We start from the raw sequence: 21,145 nt of genomic DNA on the forward strand, positions 1-21,145 counted from the left end.
CCTCAGGTCGGGAGGGCGGCAGATTGGCCCCATCGACGGGACTACGATGCGTGGTTGTGAGGTTTTCTGTGAATTTGTGAGTAGGCATTCCGCGCGGGTCGCCCTAACATGGGCCGCGCCTCCCCGCTAGCCCGTGCGCCTCATTCCGGGATCAAGCCCATGCCTCAAATGGTGAATTTCTATCCTCCGCGCCGCCTTGCGCGCCTGGTGCATTTCCTGGAGAGCCAGGGGCACTCCTGTGTCGAGGCCATGCGGGCAGCGGGGCTTTCCCACGCCATGATGGATCTGGAGTACATCCCGATCAACTCCATTTTCGTGCTGCTGCAGGAGATGCTCATGCGCACGGGCCGCACGGATCTGGGATTCGTGGCGGCCCTGGAGATTCCCATCGGCTCCGATGACATTGCGCTGCAACTGCTGCTGAATGCGCCCCGCCTGCGCGATGCGTTTCTCATGCTCGCGAAATATTCGACGCTGCTGTCGCCGGTGCTCCACCTGACGGTGCATGAGCGCGATGACGGGGGCTGCACGCTCGAACTGAGGCTGAAGTCTTCGCTGGCCTATGAAGTCGGCCTGCTGCTGCTGGAGTCGATCGCCCTTTCAGGGCACAAGTACCAACAATTTGCTCTGCAGGATCGGATGCTGCCTTGCTCGTTCGCCTTTTCCTGGCCGACCCCGGCACACGCATACCGCTACCGCGAGATTCCGGGGGCGCAGGTGCGCTTCGGCCTCGGGGGGGAGATGCGTGCGCTGATGCACTATGGCGCGGACGTGGCGATGCGTCCCATGCCGAACGCGGATGCGCGCGTGCATCAATCGGTGGAGCGCAAGGCCCGGCTGGCGGTCACGGCGCTGGAGCGCGAACTGAGCTACAGCGAATGGACACGCCACACGCTCGCGCAGATGGAGGACGAGATGCTCACGCAGGAGTCCGCGGCGCGGCTGCTGCAAATGTCCGCGCGGACGCTGGCGCGGCACCTGGAGCGCGAGGGCGCGGCGTTCGGCGAGATCGCGCACGAGGTGCGGATAGAGCGCGCGCGCCAGCTGCTCGCCACCTCGGACATGTCGATCCACGACATCGGCCTGAAGCTCGGCTTTGCGAGCCAGGCCAACTTCGCGCGCAGCTTCAAGGCCAGGACGGGGAACTCGCCTTCGCAATTCAGGCAGCTCAGGCAGTGCCGGCAGGCAGGGCAGGAGCCGGCCTGACGCACCGGCCTCCGCTCTCGGGATGTCATTCCTCGGTGCTGGGGTTCCAGAAGGACTGCAGCACGCCGGGCAAGGCCTCGATCTGCCGGATCACGTCGTCGAGTTCGGAGGCATCGACCGAGGTGGCGTGCAGCACGATCTCGATCTCCGTGTCCTGCGGCCCGAAGGGGTGCTTTTCCACCGAACGCGCGGGGTAGTTCGCCGCATCGAGCAGCATGAGCATCTTCTCGCGCACGGCCGCCTGCACGCTGTTGTTGCAGATTGCGTAGACGTAGTAGATGGCTTCGCCGGCCCCCTCGTTCACGGGGCGCCGGTTGATGCTGTTGACGACCGGGCGCAGCAGCGTGTTGGCCGCGAGCACGAACAGCGCGGCCATGCCGCCTTCGACGATCATGCTCGCGCCGCAGCATGCGCCGACGGCGGCCGAACCCCACAGCGTGGCGGCGGTGTTCAGGCCCGTGACGTTGGCGCCTTCCTTCATGATCGATCCCGCACCCAGGAAGCCGACACCCGAGACCACGTAGGCGATCACGCGCGTCGAGCCCTCGGGCCCGGCCAGGCGCATGGCCAGGTCCACGAACACGGCGGCGCCGACGGCCACCAGCGTGTTGGTGCGCAGGCCCGCCGTGCGCTGGCGGATCTGCCGCTCGAGGCCGATCAGGCTGCCGAAGATGAACGCGAAGACCAGGGCGACCAGCGTGTTGAGCGCCGCCAGGGCATTGAAATTGTGCAGTGCTTGCATGTTGTCCGTTCTTTGATGGGCCGCTGCTTCATTGCCAGCCGTAGCGCTTCACATACACGCGCTTGAGCAGCGTGGTGAGGCAAGCGTATGCAAGCAATATGACAATCATCCACGGGAAATAGCCGGCAGGCAACGGCTCCAGCTTGAACCAGCTGGCGAGCGGCCCCATGGGCAGGAAGATGCCGACGGCCATCACCACGGCGGTCATCAGCATCAGCGGCCAGCCGGCACGGCTCTGCACGAACGGAATCCTGGGCGTGCGGATCATGTGCACGACCAGCGTCTGGGTCAGCAGCCCCACCACGAACCAGCCCGACTGGAACAGCGTCTGCTTCCCGGGGGTGTCCGCGTGGAAGACGAACCACATCAGCATGAACGTGAGCACGTCGAACAGCGAGCTGATCGGGCCGAAGAACACCATGAAACGGCCCAGATCGGCGGGATTCCAGCGCAGGGGCATCTTCAACAACTCCTCGTCCACGTTGTCGAAGGGAATGGCGATCTGCGACACATCGTAGAGCAGGTTCTGCACCAGCAGCTGCATCGGCAGCATTGGCAGGAATGGAATGAATGCCGAGGCAATCAGCACCGAGAACACGTTGCCGAAATTGGAGCTCGCCGTCATGCGGATGTACTTGAGCATGTTGCTGAAGGTGCGGCGGCCCTCGATCACGCCCTGCTCCAGCACCATCAGGCTTTTCTCCAGCAGGATGATGTCGGCCGCTTCGCGGGCGATGTCCACCGCACCGTCCACGCTGATGCCGATGTCGGCGGCACGAAGCGCGGCCGCGTCGTTGATGCCGTCGCCCATGAAACCCGTGACGTGGCCGTTGGCACGCAGCGCATGCACGATGCGTTCCTTGTGCAGCGGGGCGAGCTTGGCGAACAGCGTGTGCCGCTCCACTTCGTTTCGCAACGCGGCGTCGTCCAGGGCCTCGACATCGCTGCCGAGCAGTGCATCGCCCACGTCCAGCCCCACATCGCGGCACACCTTGCGCGCGACGAGCTCGCTGTCGCCGGTCAGCACCTTCACCGCGACACCGTGATCGTGCAGCGCGGCGATCGCAGCGGCCGCGGACTCCTTGGGTGGATCAAGGAAAGCAACATAGCCGATCAGCGTGAGCCCGGATTCATCGGCGACGCTGTAGGCAGTCCTGCCGGGCGGCACCTCCTTCATGGCCACGGCGACCACGCGCAGGCCTTCGCTGTTGAGCTGCTGCGTCACCTCGAGCACCTGTGCCACGCGCTCGGGCGTGAGTGGAAGATCCGCATCGCCATCGCGCATCTGCGTGCAGCACTGCAGGATTTCCTCGAGCGCGCCCTTGCAGATCAGTTCGTGATGGTGATTGCGCTCCGCCACGACCACCGACATGCGGCGGCGCTGGAAGTCGAACGGGATCTCGTCCACCTTGCGGTAGTCCTCGGCCATGCGCATCGACTGCGTGAGCTCCGCATGCTCGAGCACGGCGCGGTCCAGCAGGTTCTTGAGGCCCGTCTGCCAGTAGCTGTTCAGGTAGGCGAACTGCAGCACCCCGTCGCTCGGATGGCCCATCACGTCGGTATGGCGTTCGAGCGCGATCCGGTCCTGCGTGAGCGTGCCCGTCTTGTCGGTGCACAGCACGTCCATGGCACCGAAGTTCTGGATCGCATCGAGCCTCTTGACGACGACCTTGCGGCGAGACAGGGCCACGGCGCCCTTGGCGAGCGTCGAGGTCACGATCATCGGCAGCATCTCGGGCGTGAGTCCCACGGCGACCGACAGCGCGAACAGAAAGGCCTCCAGCCAGTCGTTCTTGGTGACCCCGTTGATCACCAGCACCAGCGGCACCATCACCGCAGCGAAGCGGATGAGCAGCCAGCTCACGCTGTTCACGCCGCTCTCGAACGCGGTGGGCGCGCGGTCGGTGCTGGTCACGCGCGTGGCGATCGCGCCGAAGTAGGTGCGGTTGCCCGTGGCCAGCACGACGGCGTGAGCGGATCCAGACACCACGTTCGTCCCCATGAACAGCAGGTTGCCTGCATCGAGCACGCTGCCGGCCGAGATACCGGCGGCACCGGGCGTATCAGCCACGGGGGCCGGCTGCTTTTCGACGGGCAGCGATTCCCCGGTCATCGCCGCCTGGCTCACGAACAGGTCCTTGGCGGCGAGTACGCGGCAGTCGCAGGGAATCATGTCGCCGGCCGACAGGGCGATGACGTCGCCCGGCACCAGATCGCGCAGCGGCAGTTCCTCGGTGCGGGCCTGCGCGCCGAAGCCGCTCGGGCGCGGTGCCTCGCCGGGTTCGGAGGGCGTGGAGTCGGCGAACGCGCTGTCCTGCATGTGCGCGGGCCGCAGCACGGTCGCCCGGTTGCTCACCAGTGCCTGCAGGCGCGCGGCGGCGCGGCTGGAGCGGCCCTCCTGCACGAACCGCAACAGGGTGGACAGCACGACCATGCTGCCGATGACGACGGTGGCCTTGTGGTCCTCTGTGAGGTACGAGACGACGGCCAGCACGGTGAGCAGCAGGTTGAACGGGTTCTTGTAGCACTGCCACAGATGCAGCCACCAGGGCAGCGGCTTCTCGTGTTCGACCTCGTTGGGCCCGAGGCGCGCGAGGCGTGCCGCGGCCTCGTCGTGGCTCAGGCCGTCGGTGCCCGACTGCAGGTGCTCGAGCACCTGCCTCGCATCGCTTCGGGCGGCATGCAGCAGCTCGCGCGTCAGCTCAGGCGACGCGGCGCGCGATGATGCCGGGCCCGGCCCGGTGGGAATGTGGTGGCGCTGGAAGAAGCCGCCCGCGCGGCGGCTGCGCAGAAAGGCGCGGAAGAGATTGCGGAGGACTTGCATGTTTCTCTCCCCATCGTCATGCGCCGGTCTTTCCGTTGTTCCTGCGCAGTCGCTGCCACTGCGCGCGCAAGGGGGCGAGCAGCTTGTTGCGCAGGGACTCGTCGCGCATCGCCTCGGCCTTGCAGGCCTGATGCCAGATGGCACGCTGCGCTGTCGAGAGCTCGCGGAAGACGGCCGCGCGCTTGTCGGTGGGCAGCAGGCGGAGGGCATCGACCTGGCGTGGCGCCTTCATGTGGGAGAGGGTGTCCGCGAAGGCGCGGCTTCCCAGGTGGGCGTGCAGTTGCTGCAGCAGGTCGGCGCGGTCGTTGTCGAGCGTGGCGAGCACGGCACGCTCGCGCATGACGATGAGGCGGTCGGCGCGTGCAGCGGTGGCCTGTGGCGTGCTGTTGCGGATGATTTCGCGGGGGGTGTTCTGCACCGGGCGGGCGGTGCGCAGTGCGTTGCGGATGCTTTGCATGGGCGGCTCCTTCGGCGGGTCAGGGCGAAGGAAGCCGCGCCCGGGTTCATTCCACGCGTGGGCGTTTTCCTCTCGCCTGACCCATTGGGTTCAAGACGAAAAACTCCATGGCGCAGCAGCACATGCGGGCTGCGCCAGCCGACAGGGCTCGTGATGGAGCCGTGCCGGCGTTGCGAGATCGGGACGGGTCGGGGTCCATGGCTTTCGGATCCTTTTGAAGAATGGATGGGCGGTGCGCCGCTTGAAGGGCGGCGCGCGGGTCAGCGCACGCTGCGTTTCTGCGTCGCGAGGAAATTGCGGATGCGGTGCGTCGGCCAGCAGGTCTGCGTATCCAGCTCGCGCAGTTGCTCGAGCGGCGATGCTGCAGTGCGGTCCACGGCATGCGCTGCCGCCATGGTCGTGCCAGCGGCGGGTGCGCATGTACGCTGCGTACGGATCGTGCGGATGAAAAGGGTCTTCATGGCGTTCTCCTCTGCGAGAAAAGCCACGTGACGGTACGTGTCAAGACTGCGGCGCCCTTAAGGGCGCCGAAGTGATTCAGTGATGAAAAATGCGCAAGTGCAACCCATCGGCTCCGTCAGGGAGCTGCATGGGATGTGAAGGGCTTGTCGCGCAAAGCGCGCCGCAAGGCATTGAACGGTTCTGGTGCCGACGAAGGCTCCCGTTCAAGCAGGGAGTCTGTCAGTCGGCCAGCAACGCTGCCATTGCGGCGAGCGATAAATCACTGGTTGAACTGGCACTGTCCACGTGGGGACTCCTGAAATTGCGATCCCGGCATTATCGCTTTTTGCGAAGGAATGGTCAAGTTTTCGGGGTTTTTTCGCTTGACTTTTGCGTACAGGCTCCGTTAACCAGGCCATGGACGATCAGCGCCTGCGCCGCGTAGTAGGTCAGCAGCACCCAGAAAAGGGCGTGGGGCAGGGGAGCGACGAAGCGGTCGACGGCAATGATCGAGTCGCTGAGCATGAAGACACTCGCGCCGATGGCGACCTGCACCGCGTTGCCGTTGCCGCGGCCGAGCGTGCGTGCCCGCCCCCATGCCTGGGCCGCCATCAACGCGATCACCGTGACGTAGACGGCCACCGGAATCCGCATGTCGGCGGGCAGGCCTTGCGTGAACAGAAAGGCGTACATGGCCGCGCCAACCGCCAGGATGACGACAAGTGCGGTGCGATGCTCGAACCAGGGAATCGCGCGTTGCTTGAATGCGGCGATGTAGGCGACGTGGGCGACCAGGAAGCTCACCAGCCCGGGGAGAAACAGGTTCGGATTCGGCATCATGAGGAAGATGTCACCTGCCAGGGATGCCGCCAGTGCAGCGAGCAGCCAGCGATTGCCCGCCTGCTGCGCCTGTCCGAGGGAGAGCACGTGCACGATGGCGAAGACCATCGCGACCGGTTTGAAGACCATGTGCAGTTCCTGGAAGCCGAGCGCGCCGGTGGCGGCCGCCATCGCACCGCAGTCCAGCATGAGGGCGAACCACACGCCGATACGGCCCTGCAGCGCCGCGCCCAGGGTCCATTGGCCGACCGTCATCGCGGCAAACCAGATCAGGTTGTGCGCCAGCGGCGCGGTGTCGGCATTCCAGAGGAACAGAGCCGCGCCCGCGATCAGCGCACCGAACTGCAGCCATGCGAACACCGCCATGCCGGGCGTGAGCGGCGGGTTGAACAGCGCGCGATGCGCCTCGAGCTCGAAGGCCGGCTTGGGAAATCGCTCGGCCACGTCCGCGGGCCTCCAGCCCGGCGGCTTGATCCACACCCTGAGCTTGTCAGAGAAACGTCGGGCATGCCAGCTGTCGTGCGCCAGCTGGCTGTAGATGGAGACATTGGCCCACAGGGGATCCCAGCTGCGGAGCAGGCCGCGTGTGCCGTACACGCAGGGCTCCCGGTCGTCCTCGGCCTGGTAGGTGCCGAACAGGCGGTCCCAGACCAGCAGGATGCCGCCGTAGTTCCTGTCGAGGTAGACATCGTTGACGGCGTGGTGCACGCGGTGGTTGCTGGGCGCGCAGAACCAGCGGTCGAACCAGCCGAGGCGGCGTATCTGCTCGGTGTGCACCCAGAACTGGTAGAGCAGGTCGATCAGCCCGACAACGACGAACACGAGCGGCGGAACCCCGATCAGCGCCATCGGCAGGTAGAAGGTCCACGACAGCAACGCATAGCTGCCCGGCTGGCGCAGCGCGGTCGACAGGTTGTAGTGCTGGCTCTGGTGGTGCACCACGTGCGCGGCCCAGAGCACGCCGACTTCATGGCCCAGGCGATGGTTCCAGTAGTACAGGAAGTCGTAGAGGAGCAGCGCAAGCATCCAGCCGCCGACGCTGGTCCAGAACGCATCGTTGCGCCACAGCGCGAAATGTTCGAACACGGCCACGTAGATGCCCACGGCCAGCAGCTTGGTGAACACGGCGCTGGTCTGGCTCAGCAGGCCCAGGTTCATCGAGCTGAACGCATCGGCAAGGCGATAGGGGTGCTTGCGTCGGCGCATGCTCACGAGCCATTCGATGGCGATCAGCAACAGGAAGACCGGCGTGGCCAGGACGATGACTTGGCTGGGTGACAACATGGCCGTGATTGTCGTGTGCCGCCGCGGGTGCGCCACTGGCGTGAACCCTGAGCATGAAGGCGGGCGCGCTGATCAGCGCAAGGCACCGCGCGCATCGACGCGGATGATGCTTTCCACCAGGCCGCCGTCGAGGCCGCCGCGCACGCCGATCAGGTAGTCGTGCAGGTTCACCGTGGGGTCGCAGTGCCCCGGGATCAGCCAGACCGTGGAGCCCAGCGCGGGCAGCCGGCCGTCGGCATTGTCGGGGTGCAGGATGCCATGCTCGTCGCCGCCGTTGGCAAAGCGCAGGCGCGTGGCGTCGCCCTGGCCATGCACGGCGGGCAGTCCCGATTCGATCGCATGGCTCTTGTGGCCTGCATCGCAGACCGCGTGGCGCCCGCTGCTGGAGATGACCTGTGCCTTCACGAACAGCGCATGCTCGAAGGCGGGCTGCGCGGGTTCGCGCTCGTTTCTCGCGTAGTCCGCATCCATGAACAGGAAGGAGCCTGCCTGCAGCTCGCCATACACGCCGCTGGCGGCTTCATGGATGAGCGTGCCGGTGCCCGAGCCGGTGACCAGCGGCACGGGAATGCCGGCGGCCGTGATCAGGTCACAGGTGCGCCGGACCTCCTCGATGACCCGCGCGATGGCCTGGTGGCGCTCGCCGACGCCGCGAAGGTGCTGCGCGCTGCCGTGGTAGGCATGCAGGCCCGCGAAGCGCAGCTGCGGGTGCCCGGTGATAAGCCTCGCCAGTTCCAGGGCCGCCTCGCCGGGTGGAACGCCGCAGCGGCCCTGTCCGACGTCGACCTCGACGAACACATCGATGAGCGGCCCGCTGCTCATCTCCAGCACGGCCAGCGCCAGCAGCTCGATGCCGATCTCCGAGTCGACCGCCAGGGCCAGCCGCCCGCCACGGGCGTCCAGCATGGCGCCCAGTTGCGCGACGCGGCGCAGCTTGGTCGGCGCGATGATTTCGTTGCTGATGAAAAGATTGTTCACGCCAAGCACCGCCAGTGCCTCGGCCTCGGAGAGCTTCTGCACGCAGTGCCCGCATGCGCCTGCCTGCTCGAGCAGATGGGCGATGTCTGCGCTCTTGTGCAGCTTGGCGTGCGGGCGCCAGCGCACACGGTGCTTGCGCGCGAACTCGGCCATGCGCTGGACGTTGCGGTCCATGGCGTCCAGGTCGATGACGAGCGCGGGTGTTTCGATCTGGTCGACGGATTTTCCTTGCAGCTGCTGCAGATGGTCAGGAATGGATTTCATCTCGGCTTGACTGGTTCAGGTGTTGGGTGTCGGCCCAGCCTACAAGGGAGAGTCCGCTGTCGGGCGTCCACAGCAGCCGGTTGATGGCCGCATTGGTGAGCTGCCAGGTGCGCGGGGCCTGCAGGTCGAGCCGGGTGGCGAGGCGGTACAGCACGTCCATCACGCCGCCATGGGCGACGAGCACGATCTGCTCGCCTGGATGCCTGCCCGCCAGCGTGTTGACGGCCGCATCGATGCGCGTACGCAGCATCGTGAGCGATTCACCGCCGCCCGCGGGCACGAAGTCGGGATCGCGCTTGCGCCAGCGCAGGGCGTCCTCGGGCGACTCGGCCTCGATCTGCGCGAAGGTGCGGCCCTGGAAGTCGCCGAAGCTGCGTTCGCGCAGTTCCGGGCATGGGGTCAGCGAGGCCCCCGTGGCTTCCGCCACGGCCTGGGCGGTGGCGAATGCGCGCGCCAGATCGCTGCTGTAGATGGCATGGATGTTCTCGTCCGCAAGCGCCTTGGCGGCCTGTTGCGCCTGCCACTGGCCCACGTCGTTGAGCGGGATGTCCAGGTGTCCCTGGATGCGGGTGTCCACGTTCCAGGCGGTTTCTCCGTGGCGGATGGCGATGATGCGGGTGACGTGCATGCTGGCGAAAGGCCTGGGGCGCAGGCGTAGGAAAAAAGACGAAATGCGAAGGCAATCATGCCATTCTCACGCGATTTTCATGCGGGTTTCATGCAATCGGCCCGTCAAAGGGACTGTTCGTGTCGGCGTTGGTGAAATCCCGAGGGCCACGGCTGGTGGGCCCAACAGGGCGCGAGACGCAAAAAAGCCGATGCGCCCGCAGGGCGGCATCGGCTTGGCGTCAGTCGTGACAGGGACTTGCCCCTCAGAGCAGGGACTTGGCGTTGTCCAGAACGAAGTCGCAGGCCTTTTCCTTGATGCTGCCCTTGACCTTGTCGAGGCTGAACGATTTGCCGTCCTTTCCGGTCACCATGCCCGAGAGTCCGCCCAGATAGCCTTCATCCTTGGGCTCTTCCTTGGGGCCGAGGCCGATCTTGCCCAGCAGCTGGTCCTTCACCTGTGCGGCCTTGTCGGCGTTCAGGTAGTTGTTCTTCATGCAGTAGGTGATCACGCCCGCGGCGTTGCTGGCCGTGCCGGAGCCCGTCAGCCCCATGGCCGAGAGGGCGGAGGCATCGGCGCCGCCGCCCAATGCACCGGCGAGGCCGGAGCTGCTGCCGGAGCCGCTGCCCATCTTGTCGCGCAGGGCATCGCCCAGGCCGGATGCGCTGGCGGTTGCGCCGGCACCGAGGAGCATGGCGCACAGGAGTGTGGAGGTAGCGAGTGTTTTCATGCTGACTGTCCTTGAGAGGGTTCGAAAGAGGGCCGGCAGGTGTTCTGCCGGCGTGGACACTGTTCTTTTGACCTTAGCACGCAGGGCAGTTCACAAATGTGGAACTTTGCAAACACCATCGAGCGAAGGTGTTGCCGGTTGTGAATGTGCCGGGCTCAGCGGGCTGCGGCTTGTGCGGGCACGGCGAGGCCGGTGGCGGTGTCCACCTGCGTCCTGACGGTGCGCTTGCCTGGCGCGGGGCGGGGAAAGCCTGCCAGGGCCTGCTGGAAGAGCACGCCGTAGACGGCGGGGTCGTTGGTCCACACGTCCTCGTAGACGGCCGAGGTCTCGTACACGATCTTCTGGGTATGGGCATCCCGCAGGACCAGGCTGACCTTGCGGTGGTAGAGCGGCGTGGGTGCGTCCATCATCCAGCCGGCACCCCAGCCGAAGCCCCGGCCATAACCGAAGCCGTAGCGGCCATAGAACGGCCCGGGGCCGAAGTAGGGATAGGGACCGTAGGCCGGGCCCCAGTAGGGATTGGGAACGAACCCGGCCTCCGCGCCGATCTGCAGAACGAGGCTGGCATTGGCGTCGTCACGCTGCAGGCCGACGCTGGACAGCGCCTGCTGGGCCTGGGCCTCGATGGCGTCGAAGTGTACGGCGTTCTCGGCCTGCGAGGGCAGGCGCTCCAGGCGATACGTGGGCGGTACCGGCAGCTCGGAGAGCGTGGAGTAGCTCTGCACATCGCTCTCCACCGTGCGTACGGTGGAGCAGCCGGCCAGCAGCAGGGCGGCCAGAGCCAGGACGGGAAGGTATAGGTGCCGAAGCGAGAGGGTCATGGAGTCAATCCAGCAAGAACGGTGCGCCAAGCACCAGAAAGGCAATGGTGAACTGATTTCCCTTGGGAGACCAGTCCTGCCCGTACAGTGATTGTTGGATTGCTCTGCTTCGGCCGAGTTCAGCGGAGTTCCGCAGCGCCTTCAGTGCGCCTGGGCGCTCACGACAACTGGACGACCTGCACGCCGGGCAGGCCCGGCGTGGTGGGCAGCTCTTCGTGATCGAAGGCCATGTCGCCGTTCGGGTCGGCGATGCCGGTGGCCTTGGCGTTCTTGAAGTCGTGCAGCTCGGGGTCCATCATGTGCGTGGTGACGATATTGCCCATCGCGCGGAACATGCTCTCGATGCGGCCGGGGAACTTCTTGTCCCACTCGCGCAGCATCTCGCCGACCGCCACGCGCTGCAGGCCGTCCTGGCTGCCGCACAGGTTGCACGGAATGATCGGGAAGCCCTGGTACTGCGCCCAGCGGATGGTGTCCTTCTCGGGGACATAGGCCATGGGACGGATCACCACGTGCTTGCCATCGTCCGAGACGAGCTTGGGCGGCATGCCCTTCATGCGACCGCCATAGAACATGTTGAGCATCAGCGTCTGGACGATGTCGTCGCGGTGATGGCCGAGCGCCACCTTGGTGCAGCCCAGCTTGTCGGCCACCGAGTACAGGATCGCGCGGCGCAGGCGCGAGCACAGTCCGCAGGTGGTCTTGCCTTCGGGGATCACGCGCTTGACGACGCTGTAGGTGTCCTGCGTCTCGATGTGGTAGTCCACGCCGATGCTCCGGAAGTAGTCGGGCAGGACATGGTCGGGAAAGCCCGGCTGCTTCTGGTCGAGGTTCACCGCCACCAGGTCGAACTTCACCGGAGCGCGTTTCTGCAGCTTGCGCAGGATGTCCAGCATCGTGTAGCTGTCCTTGCCGCCGGACATGCAGACCATGACCTTGTCGCCTTCTTCGATCATGTTGAAGTCGGTGATGGCGCGGCCCACTTCGCGGCACAGGCGTTTTTCGAGCTTGATCTGCTCGCGTTCGATCTTGATCTTGCCGGGCTGCGCGGCGGCATCGGCTTCGGCAGCGGCCTCTTCGGCAATCCACGGGTTGTCAGTAATAGCGTTCATGGCGGTTCACCACAGTCCGGCTGGCGCGCGACCTCTGCGTCGCAGGGGCGGTCACGCGCGCTGGCCGTCCATCGGGGGGTTGTGTACAACTCTGGCGTCGGGGCCAGACACGCGGCGTCGGGCGGGCGGGGAGGGCGGATGGACTCTCTTCCACCGGTTTCGCGGACGCGGCAAGCCCCGATTGTCGCATGCAAGTCGATTTCGGCGCTTGGCCGGGGGCTGCCCATGGCGCTGGTGAAACGCCGGACCCCGAGGTCGTCAGGTCACCACTGCCCGGTTTCCACCCGGATCGCCACTTCGCAGTCGTCGAAGATCTCCAGCTTGGCGATCCTCACCCGCACGCCGCGCACGCCGGGCAACTGCATCAGGCGCTGTGCGACCTTGCCGATCAGGCTTTCGAGCAGGTTCACATGCTCGGCGCGGCATTCATCGATGATGATCTGGCGCACCTTGCGGTAGTCCAGTACGTGAAGGATGTCGTCATCGCGCGGGGCGAGGGGCTGGGGTCCGAGATTCAGCTCGGCATCCACCTGGATCGGCTGCGGAGCGAGTTTCTCCTGCGCAAGGATTCCGAGGTTGGCGTCGAAGCGCAAGCCCGTCAAGGTCAGTATCTGGGTGCCGGCGGCGTGGTGCATGGTGAATCCGAAAATCTGGAAGGCAAAAAAGAGGATGGCGCGTCGCGCTGCTCACATCAGCGAGAAGTCGCGCTCGAAGCGCATCAGGTGCTGGCCGCCATCGACCAGCAGTGTGGTGCCGGTGATCGAGCGGTTGCCGAGGGCGAACTGCACCGTGGCGGCCACGTCGGCCGGCGTGGATGACTTCCCCAGCGGGCTCAGGCGGTGCAATTGCTCGAACTTCTCGCCCTCGAGCATGTGGCTCGTGAGCGTGAGCCCCGGTGCCACGCCCACCACGCGCACCAGCGGCGCCAGGGCCAGCGACAGCATCGTGCCGGCAGCCTCCAGCGCGGCCTTGGAGAGGGTGTAGCTCAGGAAGTCGGGGTTCTGGTTCCAGAGCTTCTGGTCCAGCAGGTTGACGACGGCGCCCTGTGCATCGCCCTCGCCACCCTCCAAGCGCTGCCGCAGGTGCGCATGCAGCGCCTGGGCCAGCAGGATCGGCGCGCCCGTGTTGCTGCGCAGGTGCTGGTCGAGCCGGGCATAGCCGAAGGTCTCGGCGTGGTCGTGCTCGAACAGCGAGGCGCTGTTGACCACTGCGTCCACGTGGCCGAAGCGGGCGATCACGCGCGGCAGCAGCGAGCGCACGTCGCTCTCGTCGGCGAAATCGGCGGCAAAGCGCGCGCTGTCGCCCGACAGCGCGGCGCAGCGGGACTCCGTCTCCCTGGCCTCCTGTTCGCTTGAGCGGTAGTGCACGGCCACCTGCCAGCCGCCGGCCGCCAGCGCAAGTGCGATCTCGCGCCCCAGGCGCTTGGCGGCGCCGGTCACGAGAACGGTGCGCTGACGTTCAGGTCGTGCAAAGGTGGGCATTGGAGGACAATCGGGGGGTGAACACATCAATAGATTCCTCAAGTTTAACGAGCGCGCTCAGGCAGCACATCGAAGAGGCCATTCGTGCGGCGGGTGGCTGGCTGGCATTCGACCGCTTCATGGAGCTGGCGCTGTACACGCCGGGCCTGGGCTACTACGCCAACGGCACGGCCAAGTTCGGCACCATGCCGCAGTCGGGCAGCGACTTCGTGACCGCACCGGAGCTCTCGCCGCTGTTCGGCTGGGCCCTGGCGCAGCAGGTGCGCGAGGCGCTCGACGCTTCGGGAACCGATGAAATCTGGGAATTCGGCGCGGGCACGGGCGCGCTGGCCAGGCAATTGCTCGAGGCGCTGGGCAGCCGCGTCAAGCGCTACACCATCGTCGATCTCTCCGGCAGCCTGCGGGCCCGCCAGAAGCAGGCCCTGGACGCCTTTGGCGATCAGGTGGCATGGGCCGAGCAATTGCCGGATGCCATCGAGGGCGTGATCGTCGGCAACGAAGTGCTCGATGCCATGCCCGTCAAGCTCGTCCACCGGCTGGGCGGCGAGCATGACGGCGTGTGGCATGAGCGCGGCGTGGTGCTGGCCGAAGGCGAAGAAGGAGAAGACGGAAAAAAGGGCCCCGGCTTCGCCTGGGAAGACCGGGTCACCGATCTGCGCCCGCCGGTGGATGGCATCCCGGGCCCGCAGGACTATCTCACCGAGCTGCAGCCGCAGGGCGAGGCGTTCATCCGGACGATTGCCGATCGTCTGAAGCGCGGCGCGGCCATCTTCATCGACTACGGTTTCCCGGAGGGCGAGTTCTTCCATCCGCAGCGCCACATGGGTACGCTGGTGTGCCACCGCGCGCACATGGTGGACTTCGACCCGCTCGTCGACGTGGGCCTGAAGGACATCACGGCACACGTCAACTTCACCGGCATGGCGCTGGCGGCGCAGGATGCGGGCATGCAGGTGCTCGGCTACACCAACCAGGCGCATTTCCTGCTCAACTGCGGCATCGCGGAAGAGATGCAGAAGCGCGAGCAGAAGGAACGTTCGCAGGCCGCCAAGCTTGTGATGGAGCACGAAATGGGCGAGCTGTTCAAGGTGCTGATGCTCGGCGTGGGCGAGCCCTGGCTGCCGCGCGGTTTCTCGCACGGCGACCGCACGCACCGGCTCTGAGAGCGTGTTGAACCCGATCGAAAGGCAGGGAACATGATCCGCTGGGCCATCGTCGTCTTTCTGGCGCTCATCCTCATTGACGCCGTTGCGCCGTGGTTGCGCAAGCTGGGGCTGGGGCGCCTGCCCGGGGATTTTCATTTCCGCCTGTTCGGGCGCGACTGGTTCATCCCCTTGTCGAGCACGCTGGTGCTCAGCGGCCTGCTGAGCCTGATCGTGCGCTACGTGTAGCGGCTCACGGCAGGCCCGGGGGGAGGCCGGTGCCGGGGCCTCGCAGCAGCACGACATGCGTGGCCTTCTCCGAGGCCGTGAACTCGGCGCATGCATATCCCAGGGCCCGCAGGTCGATGCCCTCGAACAGCGACTCGCCGCGGCCGAGCAGCACCGGCGAGATGGCAATGTGCAGTTCGTCGATCAGGCCTTCGCGAAGGTATTGCCGGATCGTGGCCGGGCCGCCGCCGATGCGCACATCCTTTCCGGACGCCGCCACCCGTGCGCGCTCGAGCGCCTCGTGGATGCCTCCAGTCACGAAGTGAAAGGTCGTGCCGCCTTCCATGACCAGAGGTGCGCGTGCGTGGTGGGTGAGCACGAAGACCGGAACATGGTAGGGCGGGCTGTCGCCCCACCAGCCTTTCCACTGGTCGTCGGGCCAGTCTCCACGGATGGGGCCGAACATGTTGCGGCCCAGGATCCAGGCACCCACGTTGCGAAAGCCGCGTGCGGCGAAATCATCGTCCACGCCGCTCGTGCCGTCGTCCTTGCCGAACAGCGACCGCTGGAACGTGCGTGTCGGAAGCAGCCACTGGTGAAGATCGGTACCGCCCACCCCAAGCGGATGCTGCAAGTCCTGATCGGGGCCCGCTCCGTATCCGTCCAGCGAGATGGTGAAGCCTTCCACGCGAACTCGAGTCATCGTCTGTCTCCTTGGTCAAGCGGCCGACATTGTGCGGATTGGAACCATAGATTCTTCGCTGGGATTGCGCAACTTGGGGGAGTCCCTGCCGGCAAAGCGGTGAAATCCTGCATGGCCGGTCGGTTGCGGCAAGATGTTCCCATGAAGGATTTCCGCATCGGCAAGGCGGGCAAGGAGGCCGGATGGGTGTGAAAGCGTGCGTGGACATCGGTGGAACCAAGGTGGCCGTGAGCCTGGTGGCGTCGGATGCGCGGATGACGGAACCGCCGGCCATCGCCGTGCGGGTATCGGAGCCGACGATCAAGCATGGCGACATCGGTGCGTTGGCGGAGCAGGTGCTCTCGCTCATTGACGCTGCATGCGCCCGGCTGGGCATGCAGCGCGCCGGCATCAGCACCACGGGGGTGTCTTCCTGCGGCCCGTTCGTGCTGAAGGACGACCGCATCGAGGTGGCCAATCCCAACATCTGCGGGGGCCTGGCAGGCTCGCCGCGCGGCATCGGCAACGAGTGGACGCAGGTCCCGCTCGAAGCGCCGCTCTGCGCGGCATTGGGCACGGTGCGCATTGCCAATGACGCCGTGGCGGCGCTTGAGGCCGAGCGCCGATGGGGCGCGCTGCGTGGCTCGGAGCACTGCGCCTACGTGACCTGGAGCACGGGTGTGGGCGTGGGGCTGTGCGTCGATGGCCGCGTGCTGCGGGGCAAGAACGGCAACGCGGGGCATGCGGGCCACAGCTTCGTGGTGGATGGCGATGCCGCCGCCCTCTGCGGCTGCGGCAACCATGGCGACGTGGAATCGATGATTGCCGGTGGATCGCTTGTGCGCCGGATCGGCACCGACGCGCAGTCGCTGCTGCTCGCCGCGAAGCAGGGGGATGTGGACGCGCTGCGCGAGGTGGGCTATCTCTGCGAGGTGATGGGCCGGCTGCTCTACAACCTCGTTGCCACGCTCGACCTGCAGCGTATCAGCCTGGGGGGCTCGGTGTTCCTTCACCACGCACCGTTGTTGCTGCCCTTGCTGGAAAAGGAACTGGCACGCCACTTCCCCGCGTTGACCAAGGGCGTAGAACTGTACGTGGCCGGCCTGGGCGACAAGGTGGGCGACTATGCGGCGCTGGCGCTGATCACGGAGGATGAGTCCAGCCGCCCCTGACCGTCAGGGCGATGAGGCGCCGAGCGCGGCAAGAAATGACTCGCGCCACCAGTGCACATCAAACCGGGTGATGTTCTCCAGGAGCGCACGGTGCCTGCGCTGGCGTTCCTCGAGCGGCATGTGCAGCGCGGCCTGGATACTTTCCGCCATGCCCTGCGTGTCGTAGGGGTTGACCAGCAGGGCATCCTTCAACTGCTCGGCGGCGCCTGCGAAACGCGACAGCACCAGCACGCCGGGGTCGTCGGGGTCCTGCGCGACCACGTATTCCTTGGCCACGAGGTTCATGCCGTCGCGCAGCGGTGTGACCAGCCCCACGCGTGAGGCTCGGCACAGGCCCGGCACGCGCCGGCGCGCCACCGTGCGATGGATGTAGCGCACGGGCATCCAGTCCAGGTCACCGAAGTTGCCGTTGATCGCGCCGCACAGGCCTTCCAGCTCGTGCCGCAGGTCGGCATAGGCGTGCACCGAGTCCCGGCTGGGCGAGGCGATCATCAGCAACGTGGCGCTGTGCTCGTTGTCGGGGTAGCGCTCCAGCAGCTCGCTGAATGCGCGCACCCGCTGGGGTATGCCCTTCGAATAGTCCAGCCGGTCGATGCCGAGGAGCAGCTGCCGGCGCGAGTATTCACGGCGCACGCTCTCGTAGGTGTCGAGGGCATCCTGCGACTGGCCGAGGCGTCGGAACTCCTGCACGTCGATGCCGATCGGGAACGCTCGCACCTGCACCGTCGCGTTGTGGGCGCGCAGGCGCTGGTCCGCAAGCAGCTCGGCACCTGCCTCGGTGGTCATGTAGCGTATGCAGTGGCTCACGTCGGCCTCGCTCTGCAGGCCCACGAGATCGTAGGAAAACAGCGAGCGCATCAGCCATTCGTGCTGCGGTATGGCCGCCAGCATCAGCGCGGGCGGCAGCGGGATGTGCAGGAAGAAGCCGATGCGCTGGCGGCAGCCGAGCGCGCGCAGCTCCGCCGCGAGCGGGATCAGGTGGTAGTCATGTACCCAGATGATGTCGTCGTCGCGCAGCAGCGCCTTCAGCTTGCGCGCAAAGAGCTGGTTCACGCGGCGATAGCCGGCGAGGTAGCGCGTGTTGAAGTCGGCCAGATCGAGCCGGTAGTGGAACACGGGCCAGAGCACGCTGTTGGCGTAGCCCTCGTAGTAGGTCTCGTAGTCGTTCTGGTTCAGATCGACGGTGGCGAGCGTGACCTTTCCGGAGCTGCGCGTATGCAGGTGCCCTTCGCCATCGGCCGTGTTGTCCGCGATGTTGCCGCTCCATCCGAACCACAGCCCGCCGGTGCGTTGCAGGGATTCGCCCAGTGCCACGGCGAGACCGCCCGCCGCGGGCTTGCGCGGGTCGGCCAGGCGGTTGGAGACGACGACCAATCGGCTCATCAGATCACCGCCGTCCAGGGTTTCGACAAGGCGATGGCCGCGTTGATCACCCCCACCATCGAGTAGGTCTGCGGGAAATTGCCCCACATCTCGTGCGTGATGGCATGCGTGTCCTCGGAGAGCAGGCCGAGTGGATTGCGCACTGCGAGCATGGCCTCGAAGATCTCCCGCGCCTGCTCCTTGCGGCCGATGCGAGCGAGTGCATCGATGCGCCAGAAGGTGCAGATGTTGAAGGAGGTCTCGGGTTTGCCGAAGTCGTCCGCCGCCTCGTAGCGCCGCATGAACGGGCCGTCGCAGAGGCTTCGCTCCATGGCGTCCACCGTGCTCACGAAGCGCGGGTCACGCGCGTCGATCAGGCCCACCTCGCTCATCAGCAGCACGCTGGCATCGAGCTCGCTGCCACCGAAGCTCTCGGCAAAGGCCTTGCGCTGTTCGTTCCATGAGCGTGCGAGGATTTCCTCGCGCATGCGGCTTGCATGCTCCCCCCAGTAGTGCGCTCGTTCCGCCAGGCCCAGGCGCACCGCGATCTTGGCGAGCCGGTCGCATGCGGCCCAGCTCATGAGCGCTGACGAGGTATGCACGCGGGCCCGCGTGCGCAGCTCCCACATGCCTGCGTCGGGCTGTCCATACACGCGCACCGCCTGTTCACCCACGCGTTCGAGATAGCGGAATTCGGATTCACCGGCGGGATGCAGCAGCCGCTGGTCATGGAATGCCTGCGCCGCGCCGAGCACGATGTTGCCGTAGACGTCATGCTGGAAATGCTCGGCCGCCTGGTTGCCCACGCGCACCGGCCCCATGCCGCGGTAACCGGCGAGTTGCGGCACCAGTTCTTCGGGCAGCAGGCTTTCGAGGCCGATGCCATACAGTGGCTGGATGTGTCCCGACGTGGCCTCGATCACCACGTTGGAGAGCCAGCGCAGATAGTCCTCCATCGTGCCGGTTTCGGAGAGGCTGTTGAGCGCGCGCACCACGAAGAAGGCGTCGCGCAGCCAGCAGTAGCGGTAGTCCCAGTTACGGCCGCTGTGGGCCGATTCGGGAATGCTCGTCGTCATCGCGGCCACGATGGCACCGGTTTCCTCGTACAGGGACAGCTTGAGGGTGATGGCCGCCCGGATCACCGCATCCTGCCATTCGAGCGGAATCGACAGGCCCTGGCTCCACTTGCGCCAGTAGGCAATGGTGTCGTGCTCGAACTGCAGCGCGGTCGCTGCGATGCCATTGGCAAGCGACTCATCTGCACCCAGCAGGAAGTGGTGCGTTCCGGTGAGCAGGAAGGGCTGCTGCTCCAGTACATAGGACACCGGTGCATCGGTGTTCAGGCGCAGCGCCATGTCGGGGCCGACATAGCGCACATGGTTGCTCCCGCGCGTGATGGTGGGCGTGGTGCCTCCCCAGCCAAAGCGTGGATTGACCCGCACGCGGATGCGCGGTGCGCCCTGCAGCCGGCGGACGGTGCGCACCAGCATCACGGGCCGGAAGAAGCGCGAACGCGAGATGAAGCGCGGCGCAAAGTCGGTGATCTCGACGCTGTTGCCGCTGCGGTCCACCAGACGCGTGCGCAGCACGGCGGTATTGGGCTCGTAGGCTTGCTGCGTGCTGGCGAGATCCTCAAGCTCGATGGCGAAGCGGCTGCCTTCGTCGCCGGGCTGCAGCAGCGCATTGAACACCGGGTCCCCATCGAAGCGCGGCAGGCAGCTGAAGACGATGTCGCCCTGGGCATCGACCAGCGCGCTGATGGAGCAGTTGCCGATCACCCCCAGGTTCAACGAGGGTGCAAGGGAGGGGCGAAAGCGTTCGGCAGAGGGCTGCTCCGGCGCGGCGTTCACCGCATGGACGGCCTGCAGGGCATCGGGATGGCTTGGGGGTGTCTGGGTCATGGCATGGCTTCCCTCGTGGTGTCTTGTGGATTCGCGGTCTCGCGGGACTGCGCTGCTGCCTGTTGCGCGAGCCACATACGCACCTGCTCCGTCGTTTCGCAGCGCGATTGCGCGAGGCTCTCTCCAACCCCCACCTTCACGCCCGTCCCTCCCAGCTGCTGCACGGCGACGAAGGCTTGCTCATCGGTCACGTCGTCGCCGACGAAGATCGGCACACGGCCCCGGAACATCGGCAACTGCATGAGCTGGGCGATGGCGAAGCCTTTGTTGGCATTGCGCGGCTTGAGCTCGAGCACGCATTTGCCGCGCAGCAACTCCATGCCGGGCAGCTCGTTCAGCAACTGGTGCATGAGCGCGCTGCACAAGGACTCAAGCTCGGGTGCATGGCGGTAGTGCAGCGCAATACCCGAGGTCTTGGGTTCCAGCAGCAGCTGCGGATAGGGCTGCAGCGCGTGTTGCAATTGCCGAGCGGCCTGAGCGAGCCGATCCGGCAGCGCGTTTGCCGCGGCCGCCTGGGGTTGGGGGTCGCCGGCCATGCGGCAATGCGCACCATGTTCGCTCGCGACGATGAGCCGCAGCGGAGAAAGATAGTGATCGATATCCGCCAGCCTGCGTCCCGTGACGATGGCCAGCGCGCCGTGCAGCATCTCCTGCAGCAGACCCAACGTGCCGATCAGCCCGTGCGCCACCCGCACGGCATCCGGCTGGGGAGCGATATCCACCAGCGTGCCGTCGAAATCGAGAAAAAGTGCATGGCCTGGAGTCAGCCTTGGAAGCCCTTGCATTGCCCACAGACCTTAACCATTCACAGGGGCGCCTGCTTGTAGTCCTTGGCCCCACAGGGCTGTCGTCCGCTTGAAAAAGTGGTCGC

20 protein-coding genes are annotated in these 21,145 nt (G+C 66.2%); 4 read left to right on the forward strand and 16 right to left on the reverse strand.

Features of this window, described 5'->3' with window-relative positions; translation table 11 throughout:
- The first annotated feature begins 159 nt into the window (after positions 1 to 159).
- Positions 160 to 1,206, forward strand: coding sequence for a helix-turn-helix transcriptional regulator (locus tag H9K76_RS02490; protein ID WP_187598019.1), 1,047 nt, complete (start codon positions 160 to 162; stop codon positions 1,204 to 1,206).
- Positions 1,207 to 1,231: 25 nt separating this feature from the next.
- On the opposite strand, the gene H9K76_RS02495 is transcribed toward H9K76_RS02490, so the two are convergent.
- The 12 genes from H9K76_RS02495 to H9K76_RS02550 all read right to left on the reverse strand — a co-directional run bounded on the left by H9K76_RS02495 (position 1,232) and on the right by H9K76_RS02550 (position 13,787).
- Positions 1,232 to 1,948, reverse strand: coding sequence for an MgtC/SapB family protein (locus tag H9K76_RS02495; protein ID WP_187598020.1), 717 nt, complete (start codon positions 1,946 to 1,948; stop codon positions 1,232 to 1,234).
- Between the two features lie 28 nt (positions 1,949 to 1,976).
- Entirely contained in the window at positions 1,977 to 4,772 is a 2,796-nt protein-coding gene (gene mgtA / locus H9K76_RS02500; protein ID WP_187598021.1) for a magnesium-translocating P-type ATPase, read from the reverse strand.
- Positions 4,773 to 4,788: 16 nt separating this feature from the next.
- Positions 4,789 to 5,229 (reverse strand): hypothetical protein, encoded by a 441-nt coding sequence (locus H9K76_RS02505; protein ID WP_187598022.1) that lies wholly within the window; start codon positions 5,227 to 5,229, stop codon positions 4,789 to 4,791.
- A 260-nt stretch (positions 5,230 to 5,489) separates the two neighbouring features.
- Positions 5,490 to 5,690 carry a hypothetical protein gene (locus tag H9K76_RS02510; protein WP_187598023.1) on the reverse strand — a complete coding sequence of 67 codons (201 nt, stop codon included), beginning with the start codon at positions 5,688 to 5,690 and terminating at the stop codon, positions 5,490 to 5,492.
- Positions 5,691 to 6,030: 340 nt separating this feature from the next.
- Positions 6,031 to 7,794: a lysoplasmalogenase family protein gene (locus H9K76_RS02515; protein ID WP_187598024.1), complete on the reverse strand. Its 1,764-nt coding sequence runs from the start codon at positions 7,792 to 7,794 to the stop codon at positions 6,031 to 6,033.
- 72 nt (positions 7,795 to 7,866) lie between these two features.
- The gene (locus H9K76_RS02520; RefSeq protein ID WP_187598025.1) at positions 7,867 to 9,036 is read right to left on the reverse strand and encodes a DSD1 family PLP-dependent enzyme; all 1,170 of its coding nucleotides are present in this window, start codon (positions 9,034 to 9,036) and stop codon (positions 7,867 to 7,869) included.
- Positions 9,020 to 9,664, reverse strand: a complete 645-nt coding sequence (locus H9K76_RS02525; RefSeq protein ID WP_187598026.1) for a histidine phosphatase family protein — start codon at positions 9,662 to 9,664, stop codon at positions 9,020 to 9,022. Before H9K76_RS02525 ends, H9K76_RS02520 begins: the two co-directional genes overlap by 17 nt.
- Positions 9,665 to 9,908: 244 nt before the next feature.
- Positions 9,909 to 10,373 carry a YjjA family protein gene (locus H9K76_RS02530; protein WP_187598027.1) on the reverse strand — a complete coding sequence of 155 codons (465 nt, stop codon included), beginning with the start codon at positions 10,371 to 10,373 and terminating at the stop codon, positions 9,909 to 9,911.
- Positions 10,374 to 10,528: 155 nt separating this feature from the next.
- Positions 10,529 to 11,194, reverse strand: coding sequence for a DUF4136 domain-containing protein (locus tag H9K76_RS02535; RefSeq protein ID WP_187598028.1), 666 nt, complete (start codon positions 11,192 to 11,194; stop codon positions 10,529 to 10,531).
- Positions 11,195 to 11,352: 158 nt separating this feature from the next.
- Positions 11,353 to 12,306, reverse strand: a complete 954-nt coding sequence (ttcA, locus tag H9K76_RS02540; protein ID WP_187598029.1) for a tRNA 2-thiocytidine(32) synthetase TtcA — start codon at positions 12,304 to 12,306, stop codon at positions 11,353 to 11,355.
- 263 nt (positions 12,307 to 12,569) lie between these two features.
- Positions 12,570 to 12,941 carry a dihydroneopterin aldolase gene (locus H9K76_RS02545; protein ID WP_187598030.1) on the reverse strand — a complete coding sequence of 124 codons (372 nt, stop codon included), beginning with the start codon at positions 12,939 to 12,941 and terminating at the stop codon, positions 12,570 to 12,572.
- Positions 12,942 to 12,992: 51 nt separating this feature from the next.
- Positions 12,993 to 13,787, reverse strand: coding sequence for an SDR family oxidoreductase (locus H9K76_RS02550; protein ID WP_187598031.1), 795 nt, complete (start codon positions 13,785 to 13,787; stop codon positions 12,993 to 12,995).
- Between H9K76_RS02550 and H9K76_RS02555 the strand changes: the two genes are divergently transcribed.
- Together H9K76_RS02555 and H9K76_RS02560 are read left to right on the forward strand one after the other, a co-directional pair.
- Positions 13,787 to 14,950, forward strand: coding sequence for a class I SAM-dependent methyltransferase (locus H9K76_RS02555; protein WP_246475260.1), 1,164 nt, complete (start codon positions 13,787 to 13,789; stop codon positions 14,948 to 14,950). The genes H9K76_RS02550 and H9K76_RS02555 overlap by 1 nt on opposite strands.
- 33 nt (positions 14,951 to 14,983) lie before the next feature.
- Positions 14,984 to 15,178, forward strand: coding sequence for a DUF2905 domain-containing protein (locus H9K76_RS02560; protein ID WP_187598032.1), 195 nt, complete (start codon positions 14,984 to 14,986; stop codon positions 15,176 to 15,178).
- 4 nt (positions 15,179 to 15,182) lie between these two features.
- Here the strand turns inward: H9K76_RS02560 and H9K76_RS02565 are convergent, their stop codons facing one another.
- Entirely contained in the window at positions 15,183 to 15,860 is a 678-nt protein-coding gene (locus H9K76_RS02565; protein ID WP_187598033.1) for a dihydrofolate reductase family protein, read from the reverse strand.
- A 188-nt stretch (positions 15,861 to 16,048) separates the two neighbouring features.
- Between H9K76_RS02565 and H9K76_RS02570 the strand changes: the two genes are divergently transcribed.
- Entirely contained in the window at positions 16,049 to 17,011 is a 963-nt protein-coding gene (locus tag H9K76_RS02570) for an ROK family protein (protein WP_187600423.1), read from the forward strand.
- Between the two features lie 3 nt (positions 17,012 to 17,014).
- Here the strand turns inward: H9K76_RS02570 and otsA are convergent, their stop codons facing one another.
- Genes otsA through otsB form a run of 3 tightly spaced genes read right to left on the reverse strand, consistent with a single transcriptional unit; the run spans position 17,015 to position 21,059 of the window.
- Positions 17,015 to 18,394: an alpha,alpha-trehalose-phosphate synthase (UDP-forming) gene (gene otsA, locus H9K76_RS02575; protein WP_187598034.1), complete on the reverse strand. Its 1,380-nt coding sequence runs from the start codon at positions 18,392 to 18,394 to the stop codon at positions 17,015 to 17,017.
- Positions 18,394 to 20,274: a glycoside hydrolase family 15 protein gene (locus H9K76_RS02580; protein WP_187598035.1), complete on the reverse strand. Its 1,881-nt coding sequence runs from the start codon at positions 20,272 to 20,274 to the stop codon at positions 18,394 to 18,396. The genes otsA and H9K76_RS02580 overlap by 1 nt, the downstream gene beginning before the upstream one ends.
- A complete protein-coding gene (gene otsB / locus H9K76_RS02585) occupies positions 20,271 to 21,059 on the reverse strand; it encodes a trehalose-phosphatase (RefSeq protein WP_187598036.1) in 789 nt (262 codons plus the stop codon). Before otsB ends, H9K76_RS02580 begins: the two co-directional genes overlap by 4 nt.
- Positions 21,060 to 21,145 lie beyond the last annotated feature (86 nt).

The sequence above is a fragment of the Diaphorobacter ruginosibacter genome (genome assembly GCF_014395975.1).
Classification (GTDB): Bacteria; Pseudomonadota; Gammaproteobacteria; order Burkholderiales; family Burkholderiaceae_C; genus Diaphorobacter_A; species Diaphorobacter_A ruginosibacter.

Coding starts and splice junctions, on each gene's coding strand:
- H9K76_RS02550 (WP_187598031.1), bottom strand. CDS start 13,787: ATGCCCACCTTTGCACGACCTGAACGTCAGCGCACCGTTCTCGTGACC.
- H9K76_RS02545 (WP_187598030.1), bottom strand. CDS start 12,941: ATGCACCACGCCGCCGGCACCCAGATACTGACCTTGACGGGCTTGCGC.
- otsA (WP_187598034.1), bottom strand. CDS start 18,394: ATGAGCCGATTGGTCGTCGTCTCCAACCGCCTGGCCGACCCGCGCAAG.
- ttcA (WP_187598029.1), bottom strand. CDS start 12,306: ATGAACGCTATTACTGACAACCCGTGGATTGCCGAAGAGGCCGCTGCC.
- H9K76_RS02580 (WP_187598035.1), bottom strand. CDS start 20,274: ATGACCCAGACACCCCCAAGCCATCCCGATGCCCTGCAGGCCGTCCAT.
- mgtA (WP_187598021.1), bottom strand. CDS start 4,772: ATGCAAGTCCTCCGCAATCTCTTCCGCGCCTTTCTGCGCAGCCGCCGC.
- H9K76_RS02520 (WP_187598025.1), bottom strand. CDS start 9,036: ATGAAATCCATTCCTGACCATCTGCAGCAGCTGCAAGGAAAATCCGTC.
- H9K76_RS02510 (WP_187598023.1), bottom strand. CDS start 5,690: ATGAAGACCCTTTTCATCCGCACGATCCGTACGCAGCGTACATGCGCA.
- H9K76_RS02565 (WP_187598033.1), bottom strand. CDS start 15,860: ATGACTCGAGTTCGCGTGGAAGGCTTCACCATCTCGCTGGACGGATAC.
- H9K76_RS02495 (WP_187598020.1), bottom strand. CDS start 1,948: ATGCAAGCACTGCACAATTTCAATGCCCTGGCGGCGCTCAACACGCTG.
- H9K76_RS02515 (WP_187598024.1), bottom strand. CDS start 7,794: ATGTTGTCACCCAGCCAAGTCATCGTCCTGGCCACGCCGGTCTTCCTG.
- H9K76_RS02525 (WP_187598026.1), bottom strand. CDS start 9,664: ATGCACGTCACCCGCATCATCGCCATCCGCCACGGAGAAACCGCCTGG.
- H9K76_RS02535 (WP_187598028.1), bottom strand. CDS start 11,194: ATGACCCTCTCGCTTCGGCACCTATACCTTCCCGTCCTGGCTCTGGCC.
- H9K76_RS02560 (WP_187598032.1), top strand. CDS start 14,984: ATGATCCGCTGGGCCATCGTCGTCTTTCTGGCGCTCATCCTCATTGAC.
- H9K76_RS02490 (WP_187598019.1), top strand. CDS start 160: ATGCCTCAAATGGTGAATTTCTATCCTCCGCGCCGCCTTGCGCGCCTG.
- H9K76_RS02505 (WP_187598022.1), bottom strand. CDS start 5,229: ATGCAAAGCATCCGCAACGCACTGCGCACCGCCCGCCCGGTGCAGAAC.
- H9K76_RS02530 (WP_187598027.1), bottom strand. CDS start 10,373: ATGAAAACACTCGCTACCTCCACACTCCTGTGCGCCATGCTCCTCGGT.
- otsB (WP_187598036.1), bottom strand. CDS start 21,059: ATGCAAGGGCTTCCAAGGCTGACTCCAGGCCATGCACTTTTTCTCGAT.